The following is a 22,503-nucleotide window of genomic DNA, read 5'->3' on the forward strand; positions in this document are numbered from 1 at the left end:
AGGGAAATTGTAAGCCGAGGCCGAGTATAAAAACCTGATTTCCATCCATGGCTGGATACTACTTCTGATGAGGTAAAAAGAGCCCGAATTCTCTCAGATATTTCATAAGGAAATCCACACTAAAGGACGAGGAGCCAGAAATATTTACAAGACATATGTCCGATCTGAAGATCGCACGACCCCCAGGATGGGGGAAGTGCCATCAAGTGCCGGGAGCACGACTGGTGCGACCCCCAGGAAGGGGGAAGTGCCACAGGCCAAATCGGGCAAGGTTGATTTCTCTGAATCTTTTGAACAGTGGTGGAGCCAGTATCCCAAACGGGAAGGTGACAAGGGCAACAAAACCAAAACCTTTGGGCACTACAAAACACGACTCCGGGAAAGTCATACCCCAGAAGCCCTGCTGGCCAATATCCTGAAATACGCCCGTTACTGCGATGAGACCCGGGTGACGGGTACCCAGTACGTGAAGACCACCACGGCCTACCTGAACAACCCCGACAACGCCAGTAATCCATGGACGGTGAACTATGAAGCCCGGCAGCGAAATTCTGGAAAACTCAGCCTTGTTGAGCAAGTCGAACAGGCCAACGCCCATATCCTCCAGCCCGGAGCCTTCAGCGAACAGGGAGCCTTCAGAGCAGAGGGAGCCATCTACGACGTTGAGCCAGAGGGATCTGGTGAATCTGTTCTCGACCATGACGGGCCTGTTCGGCCAGAAGTGGACCAGTGCCTACGGTCTGGCTGATCGCAATGGTGAGTGGCTGAAAACCCTGAATGGGCTGCACCCTGCCCAACTGGAAATCGGGCTCAACCGTGTAAGGTTGGCTGGTAGTGAGTGGCCACCAACCGCGCCGGAATTTCGCAAGCTGTGCCAGCCGATGCCGGAAGTACTTGGGTTGCCCACGCTGGCCAAAGCCTGGCGGGAAGCCAATGAGCATGCCAGTCAACCCGCTCATCACGGCTGGAGCCATCGGGCGGTATACCTGGCAGGCCGGGCAGCAGGTTGGTATGAGCTGCGCAATGCCGGTACTGCGGAAGAGTGCCGGGAGGTGAAGCGTCGGTTCGGTGCGGCTTACCAGGCTTTGGTCAACCGTGAATGCCAGGGCCAGCCGCTGGAAGACCAGTTGTCCATCGAGCACCAGTTCGATCCTGCCATTCACTCGAATCAGCTGGCGAGGGAGAGTATGGCTGAGCAGGGCATTGATCCGCTGGATGGGCAGGGGGCGCGCCAGAAACTGATGGGAATGTTCTGATGAATGGGTTCAGGGATGGCATCTGGCTGGCGGTGGTCTGGGTTGTGCTGGTGATGGTGCTTTGCTGGCACTTTGTGGAGGCAATCTGATGGCGGAGCTGTCATTGCAGAAGGTCTCGGCGCAGATGCTGGTGCCGGTATCGGACGATGACCAGATGTTTATACGACAGCTAAAGACCGGGCAGGTGATTCGGGCAGAGTTTCGCAAGACACGTAATCCGCACTTTCACCGCAAGTTCTTTGCACTGCTGAAGTTGGGCTTTGATCACTTTGAGCCCCAGCCGTGCCAGATGGAAGGAACCGACCAGTGGTTCACGCCGGAGAAAAATTTTGATGAGTTCCGCCGCTGGGTGACGGTTAAGGCTGGATTTTACGATGTGATCGGGTACCCGGATGGAGGCGTTCGGGTCCGTGCCAGAAGCCTGAAGTTTGCCAGCATGAGTCAGGAGGCGTTTGAACAGTTGTACTCCACGGCGGTGGATGTGTTGCTCCAGTTTGTGCTCCATCCGGGACGGGGTTGGAGTCGGCTCAAGGTGGAATCACTGGTGGAGCGAATTATCAATTTTGCGTAGGGGGAAGGAGTCCATGAGATACCTGTCGTTATTTTCGGGGATTGAAGCGGCGACTGTTGCCTGGCATCCGTTGGGATGGAAGCCGGTGGGCTTTGCCGAGATCGAACCATTCCCCTGTGCAGTGCTGGAACACCACTACCCCGATGTACCCAACCTTGGCGGCGTGACGGATATCACGGAAGCCATGATCCGCAAACTCGGCCCCATTGATCTGGTGGTGTTTGGCAGTCCTTGTCAGGATCTGTCGGTGGCTGGCAAAAGAAAAGGATTTGACGGTGAACGATCAGGACTGTTCTTCGCAGCAATACAGATTATTCGGTGGGCCAGAAAACACGGCAACTGCCGCTTCGCCCTGTGGGAAAACGTACCCGGCGCCTTCAGCAGTAACCAGGGCAAGGACTTTGCTGAAGTACTGCGATTACTTACTGGCACTGACCAGTCATGCCCCGAGCAGCCTGGCCCAAAAAAGTGGCGCTACGCTGGAGTTTCATTCGGTAAGGAAGGGCTTGTTGAATGGCGGGTGTGTGATGCTCAATTTTATGGAGTACCCCAACGTCGTCGAAGGGTCTTTGCTCTGGCAGATTTTGGAGACTGGACCCGTCGGGAACCGGTTCTATTTGAGTCCGAGAGCCTGCTCCGGGATTCTGAACCGGGCGCAGAAGCGTGGGAAGAGCCTGCCGCCAAAGCTGGAGCAGGCGTTGCAGCAAGGGGCCTCACGGGGAAACTGAGTGCTTACGATATGACGGCCTTCGGCCAGTACGGTCCGGGTAAAACATCATCCACATTGAAGCAGGGGGATTACAAAGATGCCACGGATCTGGTGGTGTTCGAGCCCGGTGCCATGTCGCGGCTGGGTGGCCACTGGTCATCGGAATTATCACCCTGTCTTCGTGCCCATATGGGCGATAACCATCCTACCATTGCCTTCAATCCGAAGGACGATCCGGTTCATTCCGAAACCGTGGTCATGACGTTACAGGCTCAGGGTAATGGTTTGAGTGCCGCAGTGGCGATACCGATTCATGATCAGGCCACCCGACATTCTGGCAAGCGAGGTGAGCACCAGGACGGGAAAGGAAATGGTCTGGGTATCGGACAGCCTGGTGACCCGATGAACAGATTAACCGCCGGTGATAAACACGCGGTTGCCAGTACCTCCAGCGGTGAAGCCGAGTTAGCCATACGTCGATTGACTCCCATCGAATGTGAACGTTTGCAGGGTTTCCCGGATGGGTACAGCGCTATTCCCTGGAAAAACAAACCGGCAGAAGAGTGTCCTGATGGTCCGAGGTATAAGGCTCTTGGTAACTCTATGGCCGTTCCGGTTATGCGCTGGATTGGAAATCGTATCCAGACCGCGCTGAATTAGGAGGCTGCCATGTACTTTGCTTTGGAACCGGCTCTGATGCGGATCTTTGGAACGCCGGAGCTGATGATAAAAACCGCCAGCTGGCAGCGGGATATCAACGCCGGTTATCGTAAGACAGCGGTTGCACCAGAGCATCGAAGTACCCGGGATGAACGACTGGGTGATGATGGTATTCGTAAGGGCGATCTGCGGGAAAAAATGCAGCCGGAACTTTTTGCTATTCTGACGATCCGGTATGACGATAATCAGGAAAATCGTTCAATTGCATGGCAGCGGGTTCAACACCATTTACGCAGTGATAAACGGTTGCCGAAACCGTTTCGCTGCAATCCGGTACTGCTAAGACTCTGGCTGATGTATGAACTCCAGCACCCGGGGCTGAGGCAGGACAAAGGTAAGATCCAGATCAAGGGCAAGGGGGAGAGCACGGTTTACCGCTGGCAGCAGAAGTGCCGCCAAGTCTGCAATGAACTGATCCGGCTGGCAGAGGATGAGGCTCAGGATCTGCTGGAGCAATCCGGGGTTATCCGGCATGAACCCTATTGACGGCAGGCCAAACTTAAGTGTACTACAATGTAATACACTAAAAAGGAGGTCATGTATGAGTGTATCCAGCGTTCGTCTGAATCAGGATATTGAAGAACCGTTAAACCAATTAGCCAAAGTGTTGAGCCGTAGCCGGAACTATCTTATTAACGAAGCGGTCAGGGAGTACATCAAGAAACACGCCCGTGAAATGCAGGAGTGGGACGAGACCCTGGAAGCACTGGATCAGGTGCGCAGGGGAGATACCGTAGATGGTGACGCCGTGATGGAATGGCTGGAAAGTTGGGGCAGTGATAATGAGCTGGAGGCACCTGAATGAAACTCAGGTTTTCCAGGAGTGCCGTTGATGACCTGAAACGACTGAGACAGTTTATTGCAGAAAAAAATCCGCCTGCGGCACAGCGAATGGCGGAGTATCTGGTCAGGAAAATTAACAACCTGTGTCATCAACCGAACATGGGCGTTCTGGTAGGGGATAAACTGAATCCCCGTTTGCATGACCTGATCATTAGGGATTACAAGATTCGCTATCTTGCTGACGACCGTGAGGTCTTGATTCTGAAGATATGGCATCAGAAAGAGGCTGATGAGATCAGCCTTGACTCAGAGTGAGAGTAAAAGTACGGTAAAAGCTCATGCTGGGAAAGTTCCCGATAACTTGATTTCCCACTGCTTGAATCTTTCAAAGAAACCCGGCCCTCATTGCCGGGTTTTCTTTTTTTATCCCTCCAAACTGAACCACTATAAAAAAGGGGCTTCATGTTTCACTTTTCCGCTTCGTCCAGGCGACATTTGTCGACTTGTGATGAGCGGCTTCAGCGTGTCTTCAAAAAAGTGATTGAGCATTACGATTGCACGATTATTTGTGGTCATCGGGGCAAAGCTGCCCAGATGCTGGCGTTTGAAAATGGTCAGTCGCAGTTGCAATGGCCAGACAGTAACCACAATCAGCTGCCCAGCAAGGCGGTGGATGTAATGGCTTATCCCTTGGACTGGTTTGATTATCAGCGATCCGCGCACTTTGCCGGGTATGTGTTGGGGGTTGCTGAGGGTATGGGCATCAAGCTGCGCTGGGGTGGTGACTGGGATCAGGATGGTCAGTTAAAGGATCATCGGTTTAGGGATTACCCACACTTTGAGCTGGTGGACGATGATTAACCTGAATCCAATGGCAGGAATAGCCAAAGAGCTGATGGGTGGTCTGGATGGTTTGTTTACATCTGATGAAGAGCGAGCCAAAGCTGAACTGTCTTTAAATCACCAGTTGCAACAGCCTCATATTCTCCAGGCATTGGCCAATATCGAAGAAGCCAAACATCCTTCCGTATTTGTTTCTGGTTGGCGGCCTGCACTTGGCTGGCTCTGTGTTTTTATTCTTGCCTGGACCTGGATTGTTCGGGATCTGGTTATCATTGGCTTAATGCTTGTGGATAAGTCAGAAGTGGTTCAGCAGCTACCCACAGCTGACACCAGTACCGTGATTACTTTGTTGCTTTGTTTGCTGGGCTTGGGCAGTGCCCGAACGCTAGAAAAACTAAAGGGTGTTGCAAGGAGATAGCCATGGGTGATGAAGACCGCTTCAATCGCATTGAGCAAAAGCTGGATGGCATCACCCAGATCCTGCAGACCCTGGCCAAACACGATGAGCGGATGGTGAACCTGGCGTTGCGGGAAAAGCGCAGTGAAGAACGGCTGGACACCATTGAGAAAGCCGTACTCAAAAACTCGACCATCAGCAGTGTGATTCAATGGATTGCTGCCACCACTACCGCAGGCATCATAGCCTTTGCCATCAAACAGCTATTCTAACCATGGCCAACCACAGCAAATACAAACCGGAAATGTGTGATCAGGTTAAGGAGCTAATGAGCACCGGTTTAAGCCGAAAGGCTACCGCTACGGAAATGGGGATCAGCTATAACACGTTTCTGTCATACATGGACAAGTATGAGGAATTTGCTGAGGCCGTGGCTCAGGCAGATGTTTTGGCAGAGGTATTCTGGGAAGAGAAATACATGCAGGGAGCATTGGGGCTTAACAAGGATGTTTCGCCAGCCATGTTGATTATGTATATGAAAAACCGTTACCACTGGCGGGATCGCCATGAGCAGACTGTGGTAGCGGAAAAGATACCGACGCTGGACGAATGGCTGGAAGAAAAAGACGGGTAAAGCCAGCCCGGGAACGGCTGTTGACTGAGTTTCAGTATGAAAAAAATACTAAGGTCATTCTGGAGAGCACTGCTAACGGCGTTGGTGGTGTGTTTTATGATTATGTTATGGACGCTGATGCTGGGCGCGGTGATTTTGAACTGGTGTTTATACCTTGGTTCTGGCAGAACGAATACCGTGCCGAAGTCCCCCGGGATTTCACGACAGATGCCGACGAACGATACCTGAAACAGACTTACGATCTGGATGATGGCCAGTTGCAGTGGCGACGCCAGAAAATCTATGGGCTGAAATCAGAAGATAAATTCAAACAGGAATATCCCTGCAATATTCAAGAAGCGTTTCTGTTTTCCGGACGGCCTGTTTTTGATCCTAAGCATACCGAAGCTGCCAGGCAGGAGTGCTAGTCGCCCAAATGGCAGTGTGAGCTGACACCTAATGGCTTAAACCGGAAGAAACCGGGATTACTGAACATCTGGTACCCAGTGGAGGGGAGTCAGCAGTATGTCATCGGTTGCGATGTGGCGGAAGGATTGGCACCGATCAATGACAAACACAAGCACGGCGATTATTCATCCATCGACGTTTTGGATCGTTCTGGTTATCAGGTCGCTCACTGGTCTGGCCATGTAGCACCAGATGACTTGGGCAAGATGCTGAATCACTTGGGCGTTACTACAACAATGCCCTGATCGGAGTGGAAAGGAACAACCACGGCCTGACCACCATCACCAAACTCAAAGACCTGAAATATCCCAATCTCTATATGGAAACCACTGTGGACCAGCGCATCCAGAAACGCACCAAGCGAATCGGCTGGCTCACCACAACCAAATCAAAACCGTTAATGATTGATCATCTGGCTGCATTGCTCAGGGATGGCGATGCGGGAATCTGCAACGTAGAGACGGTAAAGGAATGCCAGACTTACGTCATAGAAGACAACGGAGCCACTAATGCTCAGGAAGGTTGCTTCGATGATCGGGTGATCAGTTATGCCATTGCCCAGCAGATGGTTCTAAAATTGCCAAGGCGGAAGATTAATATCAATGAGCTGAAATATCGTTCTCCCGGGAAGTCTGCGTACTGACGCATCATCAGGCGGCATCTGGTTGATAAGGTGTGACTGCTGGCATGTTTTGTTTGATATGCCAGAGGTCATAATCATTTTGCATTCCTAGCCATACGGTGGCAGAGGGGTTACTGAACACTTTTTCCAGTCGCACCGCCATTTCCGGGGTAATTGAACCACGGCCATGCAGGATTTTGGACAGGGTTTTGCGGCTGATACCCAAATGCTTCGCCGCATTGACGATGCTGATACCAAGGGGTTTAAGAATTTCCTCCCCCAGTATTTCGCCGGGATGAGGTGGATTGAACATGGCCATTAGTGGTAGTCCTCATAGTTGACAATTTCTACATCGCTGCCATTAAACCGGAAAGTAATTCGCCAGTTGCCACTGACAGTTACTGACCAGATGCCCTTACGCTCTCCTTTCAGGGCATGCAAACGGATACCGGGTACATCCATATCGGAAGCGATTTTAGCCCGGCTTAATAACAACAGGATCCGCCGCAGCTTTTTAGCATGTTGTGCCTGGATGCCGGAGGTTTTACCCGTTCGGTAGAAACGCTCCAGTCCTTTGTGCAGGAAACTGATAATCATATATTTAAAGTAACCTAATGGGTTACTTTGTCAAGGATGCTACCCCCGATGGACTACGGATTGGTACAGATCGCCACACCGGATGAGGTGACTCAGGCGGAGCTGGAATCTTCTCTGGACAAGGAGCGCCGTGAACAGGCGGTGCGTGATGCTTTTGCATCGGATCTCTACAGCCGTTGGCAGGGTTATCGGGAGGCCAGGCGGGAAGTGGAAGATGAGTGGCTGGATGCGCTGCGGGCGGTAAAGGGTGAATACGGTCCCGAGCAAGAAAAGGTGATGGAACAGCAGCAGGCCTTGAGCCGGGTGTTTATCAAGATCACTGCCATCAAAGTCAATGCTGCCTACTCCCGACTTATTGATCTGCTATTTCAGAATGTGGATAGCTTCTGGGATATTGTTCCTAGTCCACTGTCTGATATTCCCGCTTCCATTAAACAGCAGATCCGCATGATGACAATTCAGGAACTATTGCCATATCGACTTGATCCCCGAACCCGAAACCAACTCATCCAGGAACGTAACGATGAAATGGAGCGGGAACTGCTGGCGGAAGCCTTGGAAAAGGCCAATACCGCTGCCATGAAGATGAAGCGTTTGATCAAGGACTATCTGATTAATGCCAACGCACTCACCGAAATCAAAAAATAATGATGAGCAATAAGTAGTCACACATTTGTATTTTGATAAAACTGACCTATCGGTCTGGAAAAAATTATTTCTCACAATCATTGACGATCTGCTTATATTCAGCAGTACAATTTCGTTAATCTTGCTGCTGCCATGAAGACTGTCGATCCTATCACCGATGATGCTGTTAAGAAGACTCTGAGAGATGCTGTCCGGTATGGCCCTTATCCTTACTTGAGAGAAAGGGCACAGGCTGTCTTGCTGAGCTCTCGCCGATATTCCATGCAGCAAATCGCTGACATACTTGAGGTTCATTATCAAACTGTAAATCACTGGATAGATGACTACGGTATTTGTGGACTGTATAAGGGATATGATGGTGGAAAGCCCCCAATATACAGCCAGCAGGAAGAGCAAAAGATTAAAAATCTGGTAGCGGAAGAACCTCGCCGTTTGTCTTATGTTCAAGCCAAAATGGAAGAATCCAAACATAGCTCGAATGACCGCTACACCATAGTAATGGTTGATAATGCCAGCATTCATACCAGTCACAAATTCAAAGAAAAAATAGCAGACTGGATGATTGAGAAGAAGTTGATTGTCTGTTACTTACCAACCTATTCTCCAGAGCTGAACTTGATTGAGATTCTTTGGAAAAAAATGAAATATGAATGGCTCAATCTGCTGTCAATTATGAACTTTAAGGAGTTCGAGCATTAAGTAAAACGAGTTTTCAATTCATTCGGTCAAGAATACCGAATTTCATTTGCATGACTACTTATGGCCCTGTATGCCTCCCCCGATGGTCTGGTGCGGATCGCTGGCGGCCGGGCAGAGTTGATGACCCGCAATATCATTAACCCGGAAGACTGGCGGCAACGGTTCAAGCCAAAGACCATCCATGCCTGCTTCCATGATGGCCGGTACTTTGGTTTTTATGGGGACGCTCTGGACGGTGGTGGCTTTATCTTCAGCCCGGACAGCGGCACCTTTACCGAACTCGGCACTTACGCTGATGCCTGTTACCGTGATCTTCAGGACGACAGCCTGTATCTGGCCATTGGCGACACCATCAAGGCGTGGGACAAAGGCGCTGCACTGATGCCCTATCGGTGGCGCAGCAAGGTGTTCCAGGGTAAGCCTGCCCTGTTCAGTTCGGCAAGGATCATGGCCGACAGCTATACCGATCTGGTGTTTCGGGATGAACAGCAAATTCTGGAACTGCCGGTCACGTCTGACCGGGGCTTCCGACTCCCCGCAGGCCGGGGCAGTCGCTGGCAGTTTGAGTTGGCAGGTACTGATACCGTGACCGCCTTGATTGTGGCCAGCTCGATGGCAGAGCTTTAGGGTAGCCAGTCTTCCTGCACCATCTGGTCGTAAGTCCACGGACAGGCAGAGGGAAAGCTGTTTGCCGTTAATCGCTGATGGGGCTGGACGTATTGGTTCATATCGTCAATCGCCAGTTTTTTAGCGTCCGGGTAAGCCTCGGCCAGTTGCTCGTTGATTTGCGGCTTGATGTGCGGGTTTTTTTTGATCAATTTGTTGATGGCCAGCCTTGTGCGGCGAATAGTAGTGATCCAGTCCCAGCAGTTGTAAGGTTCATGCAAAGCCGGGTTCAGTACCCGTTGCTGGTAATCATACTTGAGCAGATGATGGATCAAGGTCGTCAATCGGTGTTCCAGCGCGCCCAGTTCACTGCCCATGCCTTCGATTTCCCAGAACAGGTTATCAATATCCAGTTGGTCGTACTGGCCGTTGCGGAACAGTTGTTTTTGCTGTTCGATCCATTGGTAGCGGTCGGTGTGGTAAAGATTGTTCATGGCAACCAGTCCTCGTCCAGCAGTTGTTCTTGTAGCCACGGGCAGGTGTCGGGAAAGCTGGCGTCGGTAAGCCACTGGGCTTTGGGCAGGTAGTTGTTCATCTGCCTGATAGCGCTGTTTTTGGCAGCAGGATAAACCGTACCCACCATATTGGGTATCTCCCGTTGCAGCGATGGGCTTAATTGCAACAGCAGGTTCATCTGGTCCCGTGCATCGCTGATGGAATCTGTCCAGCTACGAAACTGTTGTGGCTCATGGCGTTGTGGGCTAAGGACGGTCATTTGGTAATGGTGTTTGAGCAGGTGGGTCAGCAGGCGCAACACCTGCGATAGCATGGTGTGGCGGTTATTGGCCATCACTTCCCCCAGTTCCTCTAACAGATTGTCAATATCCAGCCGTTCAAACTGGCCGGTACGCAGCAGCTCTTTTTGTTGTTCGGCCCATTGGTGGTAGTCGGTGTCGTAGAGATTGTTTTTGCTGTTCTGCATTGCCTGCATCCTTTTTATTTACTGTTCACCATTTTAGGTTACCCATGGCCAAATTTCCCGCGCTGCCCGCCAGCGTAGACCGCTACGTGCGTGAGTTCCTGAACCGCCTGGCCGGTCGCAGCGGCAATGCCGGAGACAAGGCAGTACTGCACAGCGAGCTGGCTGAGCTGGGACTGGCCAAAGAAATAGGCCAGTGGGTAAGTTTGCCTGCCTCTGCCGTGGGTTCCATTACTGATACCCTGAAACCGGTTCAGCCAGAAATCACGGTCCCGGTAGAGGGTGATGGAGATAGTGGCGTAACAGCGCCGGATGCACCCACCGCTGCCACCGGCCTGTCCACCAACGGCATTTTTGGTGCCGTAATCCTGCAATGGGATGCCCCGGCCGACAACGGCCATAACCACACCGAAGTGTGGCGAGCACAGATAGATGACCGGGCACAGGCTTCTCTGGTCCATGAAGCCAATGGCAGCCGCTATACCGATGTCACCGGCAACGACTATCTGGTGCTGAAACAAGGCCGGATCGAGTCCTATATCTACACCGCCAGGGCCGACTGGTGATGAATGTCTTTAATCTTGATCCCATCCCGCAAATCATCAAGCCAATCTGGGAAGTGTCCGAAAACCGGGACCGCTTCAGTGACCGGCCCATTCTCCCCATGCGCTTGCAGAACCTGAAGCCAGAGGCACAGTACGATCCTTACACCAGCGACACCCTGAAAGAGCTGGTGCAGTGGATACCAGAAGAAGCACCGGACTGGATGCGTTCCCCCAAAAAGCTGGAGCATCTGATCAGGGGCTATTTCGGGTCGCTGGGCAGTTATACCCTGATGCCGCCGATTCCATAACCCGAAAAGCAACGGGCGCTGCCGACAAACCAACTTCCACTCTGCAAGACAACCCATTACTGGGCAGCTTTGTGCGAGACAAGGTGACCAACCGCAACCGTTACACCGATGAATTGCACGAGATGACGGTAGATATTAACGAGATCGCCAACAGCATCAACCGCTACCAGGAATCCGGCGAAGGCCAGCGAGCCAAAGACCAGGAGCAGTCTGCCGCCGCAAAGCTGGAGCATAAGGCAGGACTCCAGAAGGCGAATCGGGAGATAAACAAGCTGAGAAAAGAAGTGCGCCGGGTGATGGAAGACCGGTCAATGAACTCTGATACTAAACGTCAACGACTGAATACTCTGCACGAGCGGATCAACCAGTTATCAATGAATGCTGTTAAGCGTTACCAGCAACTCTTTCACTGATCAGCCTGTTTTTTCTCCTGCTCTTCGGATGCCTGATCGCGAGCGCCTTTGACGGAGGTCATCACCGCCTCAGACTCATCCCGTGAGAGCTGCAGCACATGAAAGAGAAGAGAAACCAGCTGAGAGACCTTGGCGAGCCAAATGTTCCTTTTGTTCATAATATACGTCCATTTATTGTAATTGTAATTATTGGTCGTGTAAGAAGTGTAAAATATGGGTATCGGCTGCATCTTGCCAAACAAATACCACTGTAAACTGTTCGATGGTATTATTTTATGCCTATGCAACTAGACATTGAGTGTCGTTAAAAAAAGGCGTTACCTGACTATTCCTGAAAATGGCTGGATGGGCGGTAGCGTGGTTGCGGATAAGGAAAATATTGCATTGTTTTTTGATTTAAGGAATCGGGTAGGGCAAGCATAAAGCCGACATTTTCTGGTCAAGAAAATATAGTGTGCAAAAACCAAGACCCTATCGTTTCCCAATGTTTCAGGTGATAAAAATGAACGACACCCATAGTAAAGTTATCGGTTATGTACTTTGGATTTTCGGTTTTCTTGGTGCCCACCGTTTTTATTATGGCAAACCGGTAACAGGAACTATCTGGTTGTTCACCCTTGGTCTCTTTGGCATTGGCTGGCTGATTGATCTTTTCCTTATCCCAGCCATGGATCAGGAAGCGGATTTTCGTTTCCATAGTGGCCAGTATGATTACTCTGTTACATGGATCTTGCTGGCATTCCTTGGTGTATTCGGCGTCCACCGTATGTACCTGGGGAAATGGATATCGGGAATTTTGTATCTGTTTACCTTTGGTTTTGTTGGCCTTGGTGTCATTTACGATTTTTGGACGTTAAACGACCAGATCTCGATTAAGAACAGTGAAAATAGTTCTGGATCATAAAACTGAAAAAGTGGGTTGAAAAATTTTAGGGCAAGAATTGAAAGGCAGTTTTTAATCTTCGATGTGTTCAAGATTCAAGACCCGACCCCGGTTTCCCCCTTTGGTTTTGTTGGCCTTGGTGTTATTTACGATTTTTGGACGTTAAACGACCAGATCTCGATTAAGAACAGTGAAAATAGTTCTGGATCATAAAACTGAAAAAGTGGGTTGAAAATTATAGGTCAAGAATTGGAAGGCATATTTTTAATCTCCGATGTGTTCAAGATTCAAGACCCGACCCCGGTTTCCCGACCCCGGTTTCCTGGCGCTGGATATGATTCAGGCTTTCCAACGGCACTTTCCTGATATAAACGTCACCGGCATCCTGGCGGATGCTCTCTATGGTGATGCCCATTTTATGGATGGAGCTTCCTCAGTCTTCTCGGGAACACAGGTGGTTAGCCAGCTCCGTTGGAACCAGATGGTGATCTACAAAAACAAAGAAGTTAATCTGAAGACCTATTTTGACAGTTATCTCGGGCCTGGCGTTATATTCTATAAAACCTGTCTCCCGGCTTCCCTGAAACTGTAGTCTATGGAAAAATCATAAGCAGGCTCTAAGGACATGACTTATGAAGAATGTAGCTTTTCAAGTAGACACTAGGTTGGCGAAACTGCTCTCGGAAAACTATCGCTCATCTGAGAGGGCGCTTAAAGAACTGGTTGATAATGGTTGGGATGCAGATGCTAAAAGCGTTAACCTGACTCTACCTGAGCCAATGTCTGATGAAGCAATAATTATTCACGATAGTGGCACTGGCATGACAGAACAGGAGCTGCTCAGGGAGTACCTTTTCATCGCTAGTGACCGGAGGAAGCGGAGAGGCGAGCTTACATCCCTGAAAAAAAGAAAAGTCAAAGGGAAAAAAGGAATCGGAAAGTTTGCTGGGTTGATGATTGCTGACTCTATGAAGCTTGAAACTTGGTCGAGAGGAAAAAAGTGCGAGTTTTCAATATCTGTAGTCGATCTCGACAAAGTTGCAGATATAGAGCAACTTCCCATTGAGCTTCTCATCAGTGACTGTGATGAAGACAGGCATGGTACACGGATTACACTATCTCACCTACGGCAAGGTCTAGCATTTCCAAACCCTGACAAAATGCGTCAACTTTTACTCCAAGAATACGGTAGGGAGGAAGAATTTGATGTTGTTGTGAACGACAAGCCTCTTGGTGTAGATGACATTCAAGGAACATACACAGCTCACGAGAAAGAGCTACCTTCAGCTGGTAATGTAAAGTTAGCTTTTACTGTATCAAACCAGAGGGGTAAATTAAAAAAGCCTGGAATTTCAATCAGAGTTGGAGGAAAGGTTGTTGGGAATCCCGATTTTTTCGGCCTAGAAAAGGCTGAAGATTTCCCTCCAAAGCTTCTGGATAAAATATATGGGGAAGTTGAAGTTGATGGCTTATCTGAGCATGTAACAGCCGATTGGGGAGCATTAGTCGAAAATAGCGAACTATATCAAGAAGTATCAAGTCATATTCAGCCAATAATTAGGCAAAAGGTTAAGGAAGAATATGGGCGTGAGATGAATCTAGCCCAAGCGAGACTGAAGAAGAAAATTAATGACCGATTAGCTCAGTTGCCTGAATATAAAAGGCAGTATGCAGATAAGGCAATCAAGTCAATACTTGGGCGATACTACGGTGAACCTGAAAATAAAGTTGAGCCTATTGTAGGAGTTCTACTTGATGCGCTGGAGAGGTCTGACTATCGTTCAGTGCTTGATTTTATTCATGAAGCTGAACATACAGATATTGCTAAACTGGCAGAGGCTCTAGCAGAGTTTGGTATTGCAGAGCTTGCTATTGTTGGTGAGCAGGCGAAAAGCCGTCTTGAATTTTTAGATCGCTTTGAAGAACTGTGTCAAAAAAAGGATACAGAAGAAAGCCTTATTCATTCTTCGCTTGAAAAGAATTTATGGGTGTTTGGTATCGAATATTCAGTCTTTAGCAGCAATAAGACTCTAAGGCGTCAAATTGAGGACTATCTTGGAAAAAAATATATTGGTAAGAGAGCAGATAAGCGCCCTGATCTCATGCTAAGTGTGAATTATGCCTATGAGTATCTTTTGATCGAGTTTAAGCGTCCAAGCCACAATCTTAGTCACAAAGATTATACTCAAGCAACAAAATATCGTAACGATTTTGTTCCTTATACAAGTTCGCAAATAAAGGTACTTCTCATTGGAGGAAAGCGGGGACAAGATTTACCCTCCTATCAGTATATAGAGCCAAACACGGAAATACTGATCTTTGATGAAATTATCTCCAGTGCCAGAAATCAATTGAACTGGCTTTTAAAAGAACTTGGTGGAGAAAGTCACGCATAAAAATTCCGTAAAAACGAATAAGGATAGATTGCGCCCAGCCGCAATCTTATCCTGTTGTTGCACAAGCCCGGGTTGAATTCTGGCGAGGAAGGTCTATTGAAGTTTACTTTTCTGGCGGATCTTGAAATAGAGCGTTTTTGCTTAACGCTATTTATTCAGGATGAGTGTCTCCCGACCACTGCATTACGGTAGTCTGGGGTATGTCATATCTGTCTGGCTGAGCTTACTTTTTCTCCCTGTTTGTGAATGGCGGTATTTGTTGCTGTGGCAACTCAGGTCGGTTTCAGGAAGCTGAACGCAATGTGCTTCATCGCTGCGCCGCAACGCCTGCATGTGAATTGCGGACGAATCACGGGTTCTACTGCTTTGACCATGACGTGTAAAACCAGTTGCACCAGTGATAATTGTTTTTTTGCGTTGCTGTGTAAAAATCCATAATCCCGTAATCGTCGAAATCGCCTGGGTAATACATGTTTCAGTACTAGCCACAGGAAGTCTTCCCCTGGCAGGGTTCGCGTCTCTTTTTTGCCGGTTTCACTGTTGAGGTAAGAGAAGGTCACCTTTCCCCGTTTGCTGGCCAGGATATTGTTGTCGCTGATCACGCCCCGGTACAGATACCGGGATAGATATTCAAGTGCCGGTAATCCTTTGCCCACCCGTTTGCAATTGACGACCCACTCTTTGGGTAGCCTTGTTTTCAGGCTTAGTAAAAACTGGGGTCAGGTCTTGATTCTTGACGTTAGTTTCGATGGCCCGATCAAGGTTCAAGACCTAATGGAATGGTCCGCCCCGCTCCCAAACCGGCTTCAAATGAGCCATGATAGAATGAGTTGTGCGAACATCATTCAAAATAAGAAACGGAGCGAACCATGGGCAAGCATAACAAATCAGGAACTACTCAAAAAGGTCAGGTAACTTTTCTCGGAATTGATCTGAGCAAAAAGAGTTTCCAGCTACATGGTGTTGATGCCAAAGGTCATGTGGTTATCAAAAAGAAACTTAATCGCAAAGCACTCTTGCCCTTTATTGCCAACCTGCCTCAATGCGCTATTGGCATTGAAGCTTGTGGCGGTTCACACTACTGGTGTCGTAAATTTACCGAACTGGGTTATGACGTTCGTATTATGGCTCCCCAGTTCGTAAAACCTTACGTAAAGTCAAACAAGAATGATGCTGCTGATGCTGAGGCTATCTGTGAAGCAATGCAACGGCCCAGTATGCGCTTTGTACCAACCAAAACTATTGAGCAGCAGGATATTCAGAGCCTGCACAGAATACGCAGCCAGGCCGTGGCCAGAAGGACTGCATTGGGTAACCAGATCAGAGGTTTGTTAATGGAATACGGGGTCATTATTCCCAAGGGCATAGCCTTCATCCGTAAACAGATCCCCCTGATTCTGGAAGATGCTGAAAACGGTTTAACCGTGTTGTTCCGTGAACTTCTCAGTGAACTGTACGAAGAGATGAAACACCTGGACGAGCGAGTAGAAAAGCTTGAACAAAAGCTCGAAACCATTGCAGCCAATAATGAAGCTTGCAAGCTATTGCTAACCATACCCGGCATTGGGTTGCTCAGTGCTACGGCACTGTTTGCTGCAATTGGTGATATATCAGCATTTAAAAATGGCAGGGAAATGGCTGCCTGGCTGGGCTTGGTGCCAAAGCAGCAATCGACCGGTGGCGTGCCCACGTTGCTGGGGATCAGTAAACGGGGCGATACCTACCTGCGAACCCTGTTGATACACGGTAGCAGAACCGTTGTCAGGGTAGCCGACAAACACGACGATCGCCGTAATAACTGGATTAAAGAGCTTGATCAGCGCAGGGGCAAGAATATATCAGCAGTGGCTGTTGCCAATAAAAACGCTCGCATTGCCTGGGCTGTGTTAACCAAGAAAGAGCCGTACAAGGCAGCAGCATGAGCACAGGTATCAAAATATTAAACAGTTGTCGTTAGACAAGAAAAGCAAAAGCGGTTAATCAGTGTAAGAAGCCTGCAACGAGTTGCGTGGATAAAGTTCAAATGATGGCATAAAAGGTAAGACCTGCACTCCCTTGAACCTGACCGGGGTCAGGGCCCATAGAGGCCGAAGACCTGATGAGGTGGGAGTGAGCGGATTCCATCAGGGCCAGAGGCATTGAGACCTCACCCCAAAGGCCGGATATATGGAAGCATTACTCTTTAGTCATGATGGAAAACTTTTCCTTGCAAAGCGGGGCGGACCATATATGACCCCGGTTTTGCGTGGAGTTACCTCTGCTGGCGCTATTGGTTGCCATCGGGTTTGCTCGAACAGGATGATGAGTCACTGTTCGCCGAGCCTGTTGTAACCAGTGGCTGAGAACTGGGAACTTACCAATCGCATGTTGAACAGATCTCCCCGGATAAGGACATGGACTTTCAGTGCACAACCGCCGCATTTACCGTGTCTCACGAACCTGAGGGCTTCGTAATCTTTGGCTCACTCGCCCAGAGACTCAGCCTTGTATGCGGTTTCTGTACGTCGGCTCGCACCTTTGCACTCAGACTGCCTCCGCACAGCCCCTCACGGGACTGCACTTGCCTTAAGCTAGTGGTTGTCATCAGCAGGCGTCTTTACCGCCAGTCAGATGTAGGTTCTCCCACAGGGGACTTTCACCCCATCAGTTCATGCCCATGCCGGGCGTACCAAGTAAATCCAGGTGTCGCCTACGGCGCACCTGATTTAGGCGTTATGTTTTTCTCAAACATCTTGCCTGCGGTTAGAAGACTGGGTTATATTAATCTGGCGTTAGCGTACCGCTAATTTTGTTGCAGCTGTATATAATTGATCGTAGAGATGCTCAGCGATGAGCGCTCGGAAACGAGCTTACCGGGAAGGGGCGCACCCTTCGCTGCTCCTTGGCTCCTCCGGACCCGGAGTAGCATCGGACGATAGGCTTGGCCAGAGAGACATTGGCAGATACTACAGATCAAGCAGTGAATGCAACAATGTCTCTCAAGCCCTTGGGTATGGGTTGGCCAAGCCTTTATTGTTTAATTTGAAGACCATGTATCAAATCCTAAAACCTGAAAAAATCAATTCTAAAAGCATTAGCTCATTAGATAATCTCTGCGAAGCTCTAAACATATCAGTTGATGAGTTAAATGAAGCTTTAAATCTTCCTGAATCAGAAAAGTATACCGAAAAGACCGTTCCTAAAAGCAACGGTGCTATTAGGCATGTATTTAAACCACACCATTTATTAAGAAAAATACAAAGAAGAATTAATAAAAGAATATTTACAAAATTAGTAAAATGGCCAAGTTATCTTTATGGCACACTTCCAAACGATCTAGACGGTAATGGAGATATAATATTAAATCGTGATTACATAAATTGTGCAAGGCAGCACTGTCAGTCTAAAAGCTTACTAAAAGTTGATATAAAGGATTTCTTTGACAATATTCACGAAGATTACGTTTTTGAGATTTTCCACGTTTTTTTAAAGTATCCTGATGACGTTTCCAAAGCCCTAACAAAGATTTGCTGCCATAATAAAAATGTCGTTCAAGGGGCTCTAACGTCAAGCTATATATCTTGCTTATCTTTGTGGAATATGGAACACAAAATTGTTAAGAGATTACAACGCAAGAATCTAATTTACACCAGACTGGTGGATGACATAACAGTATCTTCAAAAGTATCGAATTATAATTTTGATGCTGCTCTCTCTCATATCAAAAATATGCTTTATGAAAGAGACTTACCATTAAATATCGAAAAGACAAGACCTTACTATATTTCAATGGAGCCGTTAACTGTACACGGCCTTCGAGTAAATTTCGATACTCCAAGACTTCCATCTGACGAAGTAAGAAAAATACGTGCAGCCGTTCACAACATATCTAAGTTATCATCAGAACCAGGATATAGAACCACTTTTGCTTATCGGAAAGACTACAACCGTTGCATCGGAAGAGTTAATAAACTTAAGCGTATTGGTCATGAAAAACACGAAGCCCTTCTGAAAAAGTTGATAGAAATACCACCATTACCATCAAGAAAAGATATTGAAAGAACTCGGGCATCTATTGAAAGATTAGAGAGAGATTTTCAAAGTAAAGGTTCGAGCTACTGGTATTATAAGAGATTTTATAGAGCTCATGATCGGCTAAATGTCTTGCAACGAAGGTTTGATGTTATTGCTAGTGAGTTAAGAGATAGGCTCAAAGAGATAAAACCGCTTTATGACAAAAATTAGTGATCTACAACCATCACAAGTTCTTAGTTTTTTTACAAGAACATTTATAACAGTATTCTTTGTTGGCCTAGGCATACTTATTTTTTTGTTAGCAGTCACTGTTATTGAAGAAAAAATATACATAAAAGAATTCTGTTTTAGAAATTCATGTCTAAAATATACTTTTGGATTATTCAGCGAATCGATAAAGCTTGCACAAGCATACTTATCGCTTTTGACGGCTGTAGCAACTATTGGCGGCATAGTAGCCGCAGTCTTTACATATACAAATAGTGCTAGCACTAATGCATTGAATAATCATATCTCACACTTTCAGATATTCAGTGATTATGTTTTAGCTGAGAGCAATAAAAGAGATCGTATATCAATATCTTCAATTGATGTTTTCTATTGGTATAACATGATTTTTAAGCGTTCAAAAGAAGGGGTTATGACTGTATCAGATGGTTATCGTGATGCCATGAATAACTTAAACAGTACAATTGAAGCCTCTAACGAACGGGCTCAAAGAGCACAAAATGGATCTTTTTTATACAAACAGCACCAAACAGATATGATCGAATCACTGCGCGAGTTTAAGATCACATTACAAAGACATCCTAGAAATGACTTTTATGAAATAGAAGATCAATTACTTGATCTAATAAAGACAGTAAATAATGCATTCACACCAAACAGTAACGTTGCTGATTTAACTGATAGATCATACATATGAAAAACATAACGACAGCTTCCAACGGACCTCGCCGTTGAAGCAGGGGTTACATGCTCAAACAAACATCAGAGTATAAAAATGAACAAAGATGCAAAGTTATCTGACTGTAGAAAGTATCGATATGCTCTTTGGAGAACTTGGGATGCTGAAAAATCCTTCGTAATGTTTATCGGTTTAAATCCTTCAACTGCGGATGAAACTGAAGATGACCCAACGATTAGAAGGTGTATAAACTATGCGAAAGATTGGGGTTATGGTGGCCTTTGTATGGTGAACTTATTTGCTTTTAGAGCAACTGAACCAAACGATATGAAAAATGCTATAGATCCTATTGGCCCAGAAAATGATGAATGGCTAAAAAATCTTTCCAAAGATGCAGGGATTATTATTGGTGCCTGGGGAAATCATGGTTCGTTCATGAATCGCGCGAAAGCTGTAATTAATATGATTCCGAATATTAAATGCTTGAAGCAAAATTTCGGTGGTGAACCCGCACACCCTCTATATCAAAAGAAAACGGCAAGACCCATCGCAATGAGCATGTAACAAGTGCATCCAGCCGACCGCCTACGGTGTCGGCTGATGCAGGCGTTATCTGGCGTAAAGATCATGCCGATATCTGGTGAGGGTTGGTAAATTCCTGCTAAAACTAGAGCAAGTGAAATAGAATCAAAAATTAAAATTTTAGAAATAATTACACTGATCTTTGATTTGTTAGAGATATTGCAAGAAAATATCAAGCCGAAGTATTATTCATCAATCATTATAAATAGGGATAAATATGTGGTCGCCTAATCATCCTAGTATCAATTACTATGATAATCTAGATCCTGACACTGCACCAGAAAAAATTATCCGTAGTGCAGCAGATGCATATTACGCAGTCCAGCGTGTTGACTCAACGGTAATGCATGTTTCTTGGGCCCAAGAGATTTATATTAAAAGTAGTTGGTATTGTAAATATTTCGTAGATGGAAAAGAACAAGTCAATAAAATCATGTTCAAAGACGACTACAAGTATGGCCGTTCCATTCGTAGTTCAGATCGATATTACTCTTGGATTCTTGATGTTAAGAATTGGGTAGTACATCATGACAATGATGGTAATAAAGAAACGCAAACACCAGAAGAACACGGTTTCTCTAAAGGAGATGTTATCACCAAACTCGGAGTAGTTGAAAAGAAAGGTTCTTCCTATGTTTGCTTCTATGAAGAATAAAAAGGTCACCCATTTTTTAAAAAGTGAAGAGAGTACGGCATTTATTCATTTTTTAAATGATAGTATTGATCACTGTAAGAATTTCTCATTCATACCAAACAGGAAGCGTATAAAAAGCACTCAGTAACAGCCAGATAGAAGACACTATCAAGACAATATAAGAAAGAGCATTCAGAAAATTCTGGCCACATTAAAGCCAATGAAAATACGTTGATCAGGCAGGATAGAGAGCACCACTCACAGGCATCCCATGAACCCAGCATTTTCCGGTGCTTTCTGCATAAGCCTTCAGCGAAGCCAGCTTGCCGACTGCGCGGTGAAAACGATTATTCCAGCGCATAGTCTCCAACCATTCTTTTGGGTCAATACCCAGGCGCTCCAAGATAGGTGGTACATCGTCAGTTATACGACCACGTTTGCCTTTGCGGAGAATTCGGCCAGACCAGTCAACCAGTTCAAAGTAGCTACCTCAACAGTCTACGGCATGACGATCAGAACTCATGCAGATATAATGTGAGGAATTCCAACACAACCCTTGAGATGCACAAATGACAGCGGCAAAAGATACAGTTTGGGGAATGATCCCTAATCGTGCGATGGCCAAGCAACTTGCCGTTCGGGATATTCCTTCTCTGGTTTATGATGCAGTAAATCTTGAAGGGGTCGCAATGACCTTACCAGAAGTTCAGACGCTATTAGACGGAATCACAGTTGGTGGTCACAAGATCAGCGATCAAAATATGGCTTTGAACCAGGCTGCTGCATGGAAACATCTGTTTTCTCTTGTCTCTGAGAATAAGTTCTCTTTTTCAAAGGACATTGCCTTATCTATCCATAGCATTGCAGGAAAAGAGGAAGCCTTGGAGTGGGGAGCGTTTCGCACTGGCAATGTAACGATCAGCGGATCTGAGTACGAACCTCCTTCTCCTAAAGACCTTGATCATGCCTGGGCAGAGATTGAGTCTGAAGTTGCTGCTTGTAACGATGTTTATGATCTGGCGATTACTGCTTTTCTGAGAATGGCAAGAGCACAGTTTTTCTGGGATGTGAACAAGCGCATGGGGCGGTTCATGATGAATGGTATTCTGCTTACTCATGGGTTTCCACTCATCAATGTGCCAGCAAAGCGACAGAAAGAGTTTAATCAGTTGATGCTGGATTTCTATGCGACATCAGAAATGACTGAGATGAATAAGTTTCTGAGATCGTGCATTCACGAAAAAATCATAGAGAACTTCCAACCGAACGGCTAAATCGGGTAAGGGCTGGTCTTTCTCCGGCCCTCCCCA

The 22,503-nt window shown here is 47.2% G+C and carries 34 protein-coding genes and 1 pseudogene; 29 read left to right on the forward strand and 6 right to left on the reverse strand.

All coding sequences use genetic code 11. From position 1 onward, the window contains the following. The first annotated feature begins 196 nt into the window (after window positions 1-196). From CX664_RS10785 to CX664_RS10845, 14 genes are all read left to right on the forward strand, one after another. Window positions 197-748, forward strand: a complete 552-nt coding sequence (locus CX664_RS10785) for a hypothetical protein (protein ID WP_145999941.1) — start codon at window positions 197-199, stop codon at window positions 746-748. After that, window positions 681-1,256, forward strand: coding sequence for a replication protein P (locus CX664_RS10790; RefSeq protein WP_145999942.1), 576 nt, complete (start codon window positions 681-683; stop codon window positions 1,254-1,256). Before CX664_RS10785 ends, CX664_RS10790 begins: the two co-directional genes overlap by 68 nt. An 88-nt stretch (window positions 1,257-1,344) precedes the next feature. Then, window positions 1,345-1,827, forward strand: coding sequence for a DUF1367 family protein (locus CX664_RS10795; RefSeq protein ID WP_145999943.1), 483 nt, complete (start codon window positions 1,345-1,347; stop codon window positions 1,825-1,827). A 13-nt stretch (window positions 1,828-1,840) separates the two neighbouring features. Next, complete coding sequence (locus tag CX664_RS10800; RefSeq protein ID WP_180966451.1) at window positions 1,841-3,196, forward strand: DNA cytosine methyltransferase; 1,356 nt, start codon at window positions 1,841-1,843, stop codon at window positions 3,194-3,196. A 9-nt stretch (window positions 3,197-3,205) separates the two neighbouring features. Continuing rightward, window positions 3,206-3,742: a hypothetical protein gene (locus CX664_RS10805; protein ID WP_101746743.1), complete on the forward strand. Its 537-nt coding sequence runs from the start codon at window positions 3,206-3,208 to the stop codon at window positions 3,740-3,742. 55 nt (window positions 3,743-3,797) lie between these two features. After that, entirely contained in the window at window positions 3,798-4,061 is a 264-nt protein-coding gene (locus CX664_RS10810; RefSeq protein WP_163369309.1) for a CopG family ribbon-helix-helix protein, read from the forward strand. Next, a complete protein-coding gene (locus CX664_RS10815) occupies window positions 4,058-4,354 on the forward strand; it encodes a type II toxin-antitoxin system RelE/ParE family toxin (protein WP_101746745.1) in 297 nt (98 codons plus the stop codon). Before CX664_RS10810 ends, CX664_RS10815 begins: the two co-directional genes overlap by 4 nt. Before the next feature lie 147 nt (window positions 4,355-4,501). Then, window positions 4,502-4,900, forward strand: coding sequence for a M15 family metallopeptidase domain-containing protein (locus CX664_RS10820; protein ID WP_101746746.1), 399 nt, complete (start codon window positions 4,502-4,504; stop codon window positions 4,898-4,900). After that, window positions 4,893-5,300: a 3TM-type holin gene (locus CX664_RS10825; protein ID WP_101746747.1), complete on the forward strand. Its 408-nt coding sequence runs from the start codon at window positions 4,893-4,895 to the stop codon at window positions 5,298-5,300. The genes CX664_RS10820 and CX664_RS10825 overlap by 8 nt, the downstream gene beginning before the upstream one ends. A gap of 2 nt (window positions 5,301-5,302) precedes the next feature. Then, window positions 5,303-5,551 carry a hypothetical protein gene (locus tag CX664_RS10830; protein ID WP_101745988.1) on the forward strand — a complete coding sequence of 83 codons (249 nt, stop codon included), beginning with the start codon at window positions 5,303-5,305 and terminating at the stop codon, window positions 5,549-5,551. A gap of 2 nt (window positions 5,552-5,553) precedes the next feature. Then, complete coding sequence (locus CX664_RS10835) at window positions 5,554-5,913, forward strand: hypothetical protein (protein ID WP_101746078.1); 360 nt, start codon at window positions 5,554-5,556, stop codon at window positions 5,911-5,913. Continuing rightward, window positions 5,889-6,320, forward strand: a complete 432-nt coding sequence (locus tag CX664_RS10840) for a hypothetical protein (RefSeq protein ID WP_101746748.1) — start codon at window positions 5,889-5,891, stop codon at window positions 6,318-6,320. Before CX664_RS10835 ends, CX664_RS10840 begins: the two co-directional genes overlap by 25 nt. Before the next feature lie 126 nt (window positions 6,321-6,446). Further along, the gene (locus CX664_RS26360; protein WP_180966452.1) at window positions 6,447-6,605 is read left to right on the forward strand and encodes a hypothetical protein; all 159 of its coding nucleotides are present in this window, start codon (window positions 6,447-6,449) and stop codon (window positions 6,603-6,605) included. 5 nt (window positions 6,606-6,610) lie between these two features. Continuing rightward, a complete protein-coding gene (locus CX664_RS10845) occupies window positions 6,611-7,003 on the forward strand; it encodes a hypothetical protein (protein WP_101746749.1) in 393 nt (130 codons plus the stop codon). Window positions 7,004-7,010: 7 nt separating this feature from the next. Here the strand turns inward: CX664_RS10845 and CX664_RS10850 are convergent, their stop codons facing one another. Together CX664_RS10850 and CX664_RS10855 are read right to left on the reverse strand one after the other, a co-directional pair. Continuing rightward, entirely contained in the window at window positions 7,011-7,301 is a 291-nt protein-coding gene (locus CX664_RS10850; RefSeq protein ID WP_101746750.1) for a HigA family addiction module antitoxin, read from the reverse strand. Next, the gene (locus CX664_RS10855) at window positions 7,301-7,579 is read right to left on the reverse strand and encodes a type II toxin-antitoxin system RelE/ParE family toxin (RefSeq protein ID WP_101746751.1); all 279 of its coding nucleotides are present in this window, start codon (window positions 7,577-7,579) and stop codon (window positions 7,301-7,303) included. The genes CX664_RS10850 and CX664_RS10855 overlap by 1 nt, the downstream gene beginning before the upstream one ends. A gap of 48 nt (window positions 7,580-7,627) precedes the next feature. Here CX664_RS10855 and CX664_RS10860 point away from each other — a divergent pair, with 48 nt between their 5' ends. The 3 genes from CX664_RS10860 to CX664_RS10870 all read left to right on the forward strand — a co-directional run bounded on the left by CX664_RS10860 (window position 7,628) and on the right by CX664_RS10870 (window position 9,553). Beyond that, on the forward strand, window positions 7,628-8,227 hold the full coding sequence (locus tag CX664_RS10860; protein WP_101746752.1) for a hypothetical protein: 600 nt from the start codon (window positions 7,628-7,630) through the stop codon (window positions 8,225-8,227). A gap of 132 nt (window positions 8,228-8,359) precedes the next feature. Then, window positions 8,360-8,926 (forward strand): transposase, encoded by a 567-nt coding sequence (locus CX664_RS10865; protein WP_101746753.1) that lies wholly within the window; start codon window positions 8,360-8,362, stop codon window positions 8,924-8,926. Window positions 8,927-8,986: 60 nt separating this feature from the next. Continuing rightward, window positions 8,987-9,553 (forward strand): hypothetical protein, encoded by a 567-nt coding sequence (locus CX664_RS10870; RefSeq protein ID WP_101746754.1) that lies wholly within the window; start codon window positions 8,987-8,989, stop codon window positions 9,551-9,553. Here the strand turns inward: CX664_RS10870 and CX664_RS10875 are convergent. Next, the gene (locus tag CX664_RS10875; protein ID WP_101746755.1) at window positions 9,550-10,026 is read right to left on the reverse strand and encodes a DUF29 domain-containing protein; all 477 of its coding nucleotides are present in this window, start codon (window positions 10,024-10,026) and stop codon (window positions 9,550-9,552) included. The genes CX664_RS10870 and CX664_RS10875 overlap by 4 nt on opposite strands. Then, a complete protein-coding gene (locus CX664_RS10880) occupies window positions 10,023-10,514 on the reverse strand; it encodes a DUF29 domain-containing protein (protein WP_180966453.1) in 492 nt (163 codons plus the stop codon). Before CX664_RS10880 ends, CX664_RS10875 begins: the two co-directional genes overlap by 4 nt. Window positions 10,515-10,558: 44 nt before the next feature. On the opposite strand from CX664_RS10880, the gene CX664_RS10885 reads away from it, so the two are divergent. The 3 genes from CX664_RS10885 to CX664_RS10895 all read left to right on the forward strand — a co-directional run bounded on the left by CX664_RS10885 (window position 10,559) and on the right by CX664_RS10895 (window position 11,777). After that, window positions 10,559-11,077 carry a hypothetical protein gene (locus tag CX664_RS10885; RefSeq protein ID WP_101746757.1) on the forward strand — a complete coding sequence of 173 codons (519 nt, stop codon included), beginning with the start codon at window positions 10,559-10,561 and terminating at the stop codon, window positions 11,075-11,077. Further along, the gene (locus CX664_RS10890) at window positions 11,077-11,364 is read left to right on the forward strand and encodes an LPD38 domain-containing protein (protein ID WP_101746758.1); all 288 of its coding nucleotides are present in this window, start codon (window positions 11,077-11,079) and stop codon (window positions 11,362-11,364) included. The genes CX664_RS10885 and CX664_RS10890 overlap by 1 nt, the downstream gene beginning before the upstream one ends. A 71-nt stretch (window positions 11,365-11,435) precedes the next feature. After that, a complete protein-coding gene (locus CX664_RS10895; RefSeq protein ID WP_101746759.1) occupies window positions 11,436-11,777 on the forward strand; it encodes a hypothetical protein in 342 nt (113 codons plus the stop codon). Here the strand turns inward: CX664_RS10895 and CX664_RS26365 are convergent. Continuing rightward, window positions 11,771-11,935, reverse strand: a complete 165-nt coding sequence (locus tag CX664_RS26365; RefSeq protein WP_180966454.1) for a hypothetical protein — start codon at window positions 11,933-11,935, stop codon at window positions 11,771-11,773. The genes CX664_RS10895 and CX664_RS26365 overlap by 7 nt on opposite strands. Before the next feature lie 344 nt (window positions 11,936-12,279). Here CX664_RS26365 and CX664_RS10900 point away from each other — a divergent pair, with 344 nt between their 5' ends. The 3 genes from CX664_RS10900 to CX664_RS10910 all read left to right on the forward strand — a co-directional run bounded on the left by CX664_RS10900 (window position 12,280) and on the right by CX664_RS10910 (window position 15,056). Then, the gene (locus CX664_RS10900; RefSeq protein WP_101746760.1) at window positions 12,280-12,681 is read left to right on the forward strand and encodes an NINE protein; all 402 of its coding nucleotides are present in this window, start codon (window positions 12,280-12,282) and stop codon (window positions 12,679-12,681) included. Between the two features lie 313 nt (window positions 12,682-12,994). Next, a complete protein-coding gene (locus CX664_RS10905) occupies window positions 12,995-13,252 on the forward strand; it encodes a hypothetical protein (protein ID WP_145999944.1) in 258 nt (85 codons plus the stop codon). Between the two features lie 40 nt (window positions 13,253-13,292). Further along, window positions 13,293-15,056, forward strand: coding sequence for an ATP-binding protein (locus CX664_RS10910; protein WP_101746762.1), 1,764 nt, complete (start codon window positions 13,293-13,295; stop codon window positions 15,054-15,056). 272 nt (window positions 15,057-15,328) lie between these two features. Here CX664_RS10910 and CX664_RS10915 read toward each other — a convergent pair. Next, window positions 15,329-15,763 (reverse strand): annotated as a pseudogene (locus tag CX664_RS10915) (transposase); the annotation flags it as partial. A 162-nt stretch (window positions 15,764-15,925) separates the two neighbouring features. Here CX664_RS10915 and CX664_RS10920 point away from each other — a divergent pair. From CX664_RS10920 to CX664_RS10950, 6 genes are all read left to right on the forward strand, one after another. Further along, entirely contained in the window at window positions 15,926-16,978 is a 1,053-nt protein-coding gene (locus CX664_RS10920) for an IS110 family RNA-guided transposase (RefSeq protein ID WP_101746764.1), read from the forward strand. Window positions 16,979-18,053: 1,075 nt separating this feature from the next. Continuing rightward, complete coding sequence (locus tag CX664_RS10925; RefSeq protein ID WP_219622165.1) at window positions 18,054-19,280, forward strand: reverse transcriptase family protein; 1,227 nt, start codon at window positions 18,054-18,056, stop codon at window positions 19,278-19,280. Continuing rightward, window positions 19,267-19,995 carry a retron Ec48 family effector membrane protein gene (locus CX664_RS10930; protein ID WP_101746765.1) on the forward strand — a complete coding sequence of 243 codons (729 nt, stop codon included), beginning with the start codon at window positions 19,267-19,269 and terminating at the stop codon, window positions 19,993-19,995. The genes CX664_RS10925 and CX664_RS10930 overlap by 14 nt, the downstream gene beginning before the upstream one ends. Before the next feature lie 78 nt (window positions 19,996-20,073). Further along, a complete protein-coding gene (locus tag CX664_RS10935; RefSeq protein WP_101746766.1) occupies window positions 20,074-20,541 on the forward strand; it encodes a DUF1643 domain-containing protein in 468 nt (155 codons plus the stop codon). Window positions 20,542-20,776: 235 nt separating this feature from the next. Then, window positions 20,777-21,214, forward strand: a complete 438-nt coding sequence (locus CX664_RS10940) for a hypothetical protein (RefSeq protein ID WP_101746767.1) — start codon at window positions 20,777-20,779, stop codon at window positions 21,212-21,214. 548 nt (window positions 21,215-21,762) lie between these two features. Continuing rightward, window positions 21,763-22,467, forward strand: coding sequence for a Fic family protein (locus CX664_RS10950; protein WP_180966456.1), 705 nt, complete (start codon window positions 21,763-21,765; stop codon window positions 22,465-22,467). Window positions 22,468-22,503: the final 36 nt, after the last annotated feature.

The sequence above is a fragment of the Endozoicomonas acroporae genome, assembly GCF_002864045.1.
In the GTDB taxonomy this organism is placed as follows: domain Bacteria; phylum Pseudomonadota; class Gammaproteobacteria; order Pseudomonadales; family Endozoicomonadaceae; genus Endozoicomonas; species Endozoicomonas acroporae.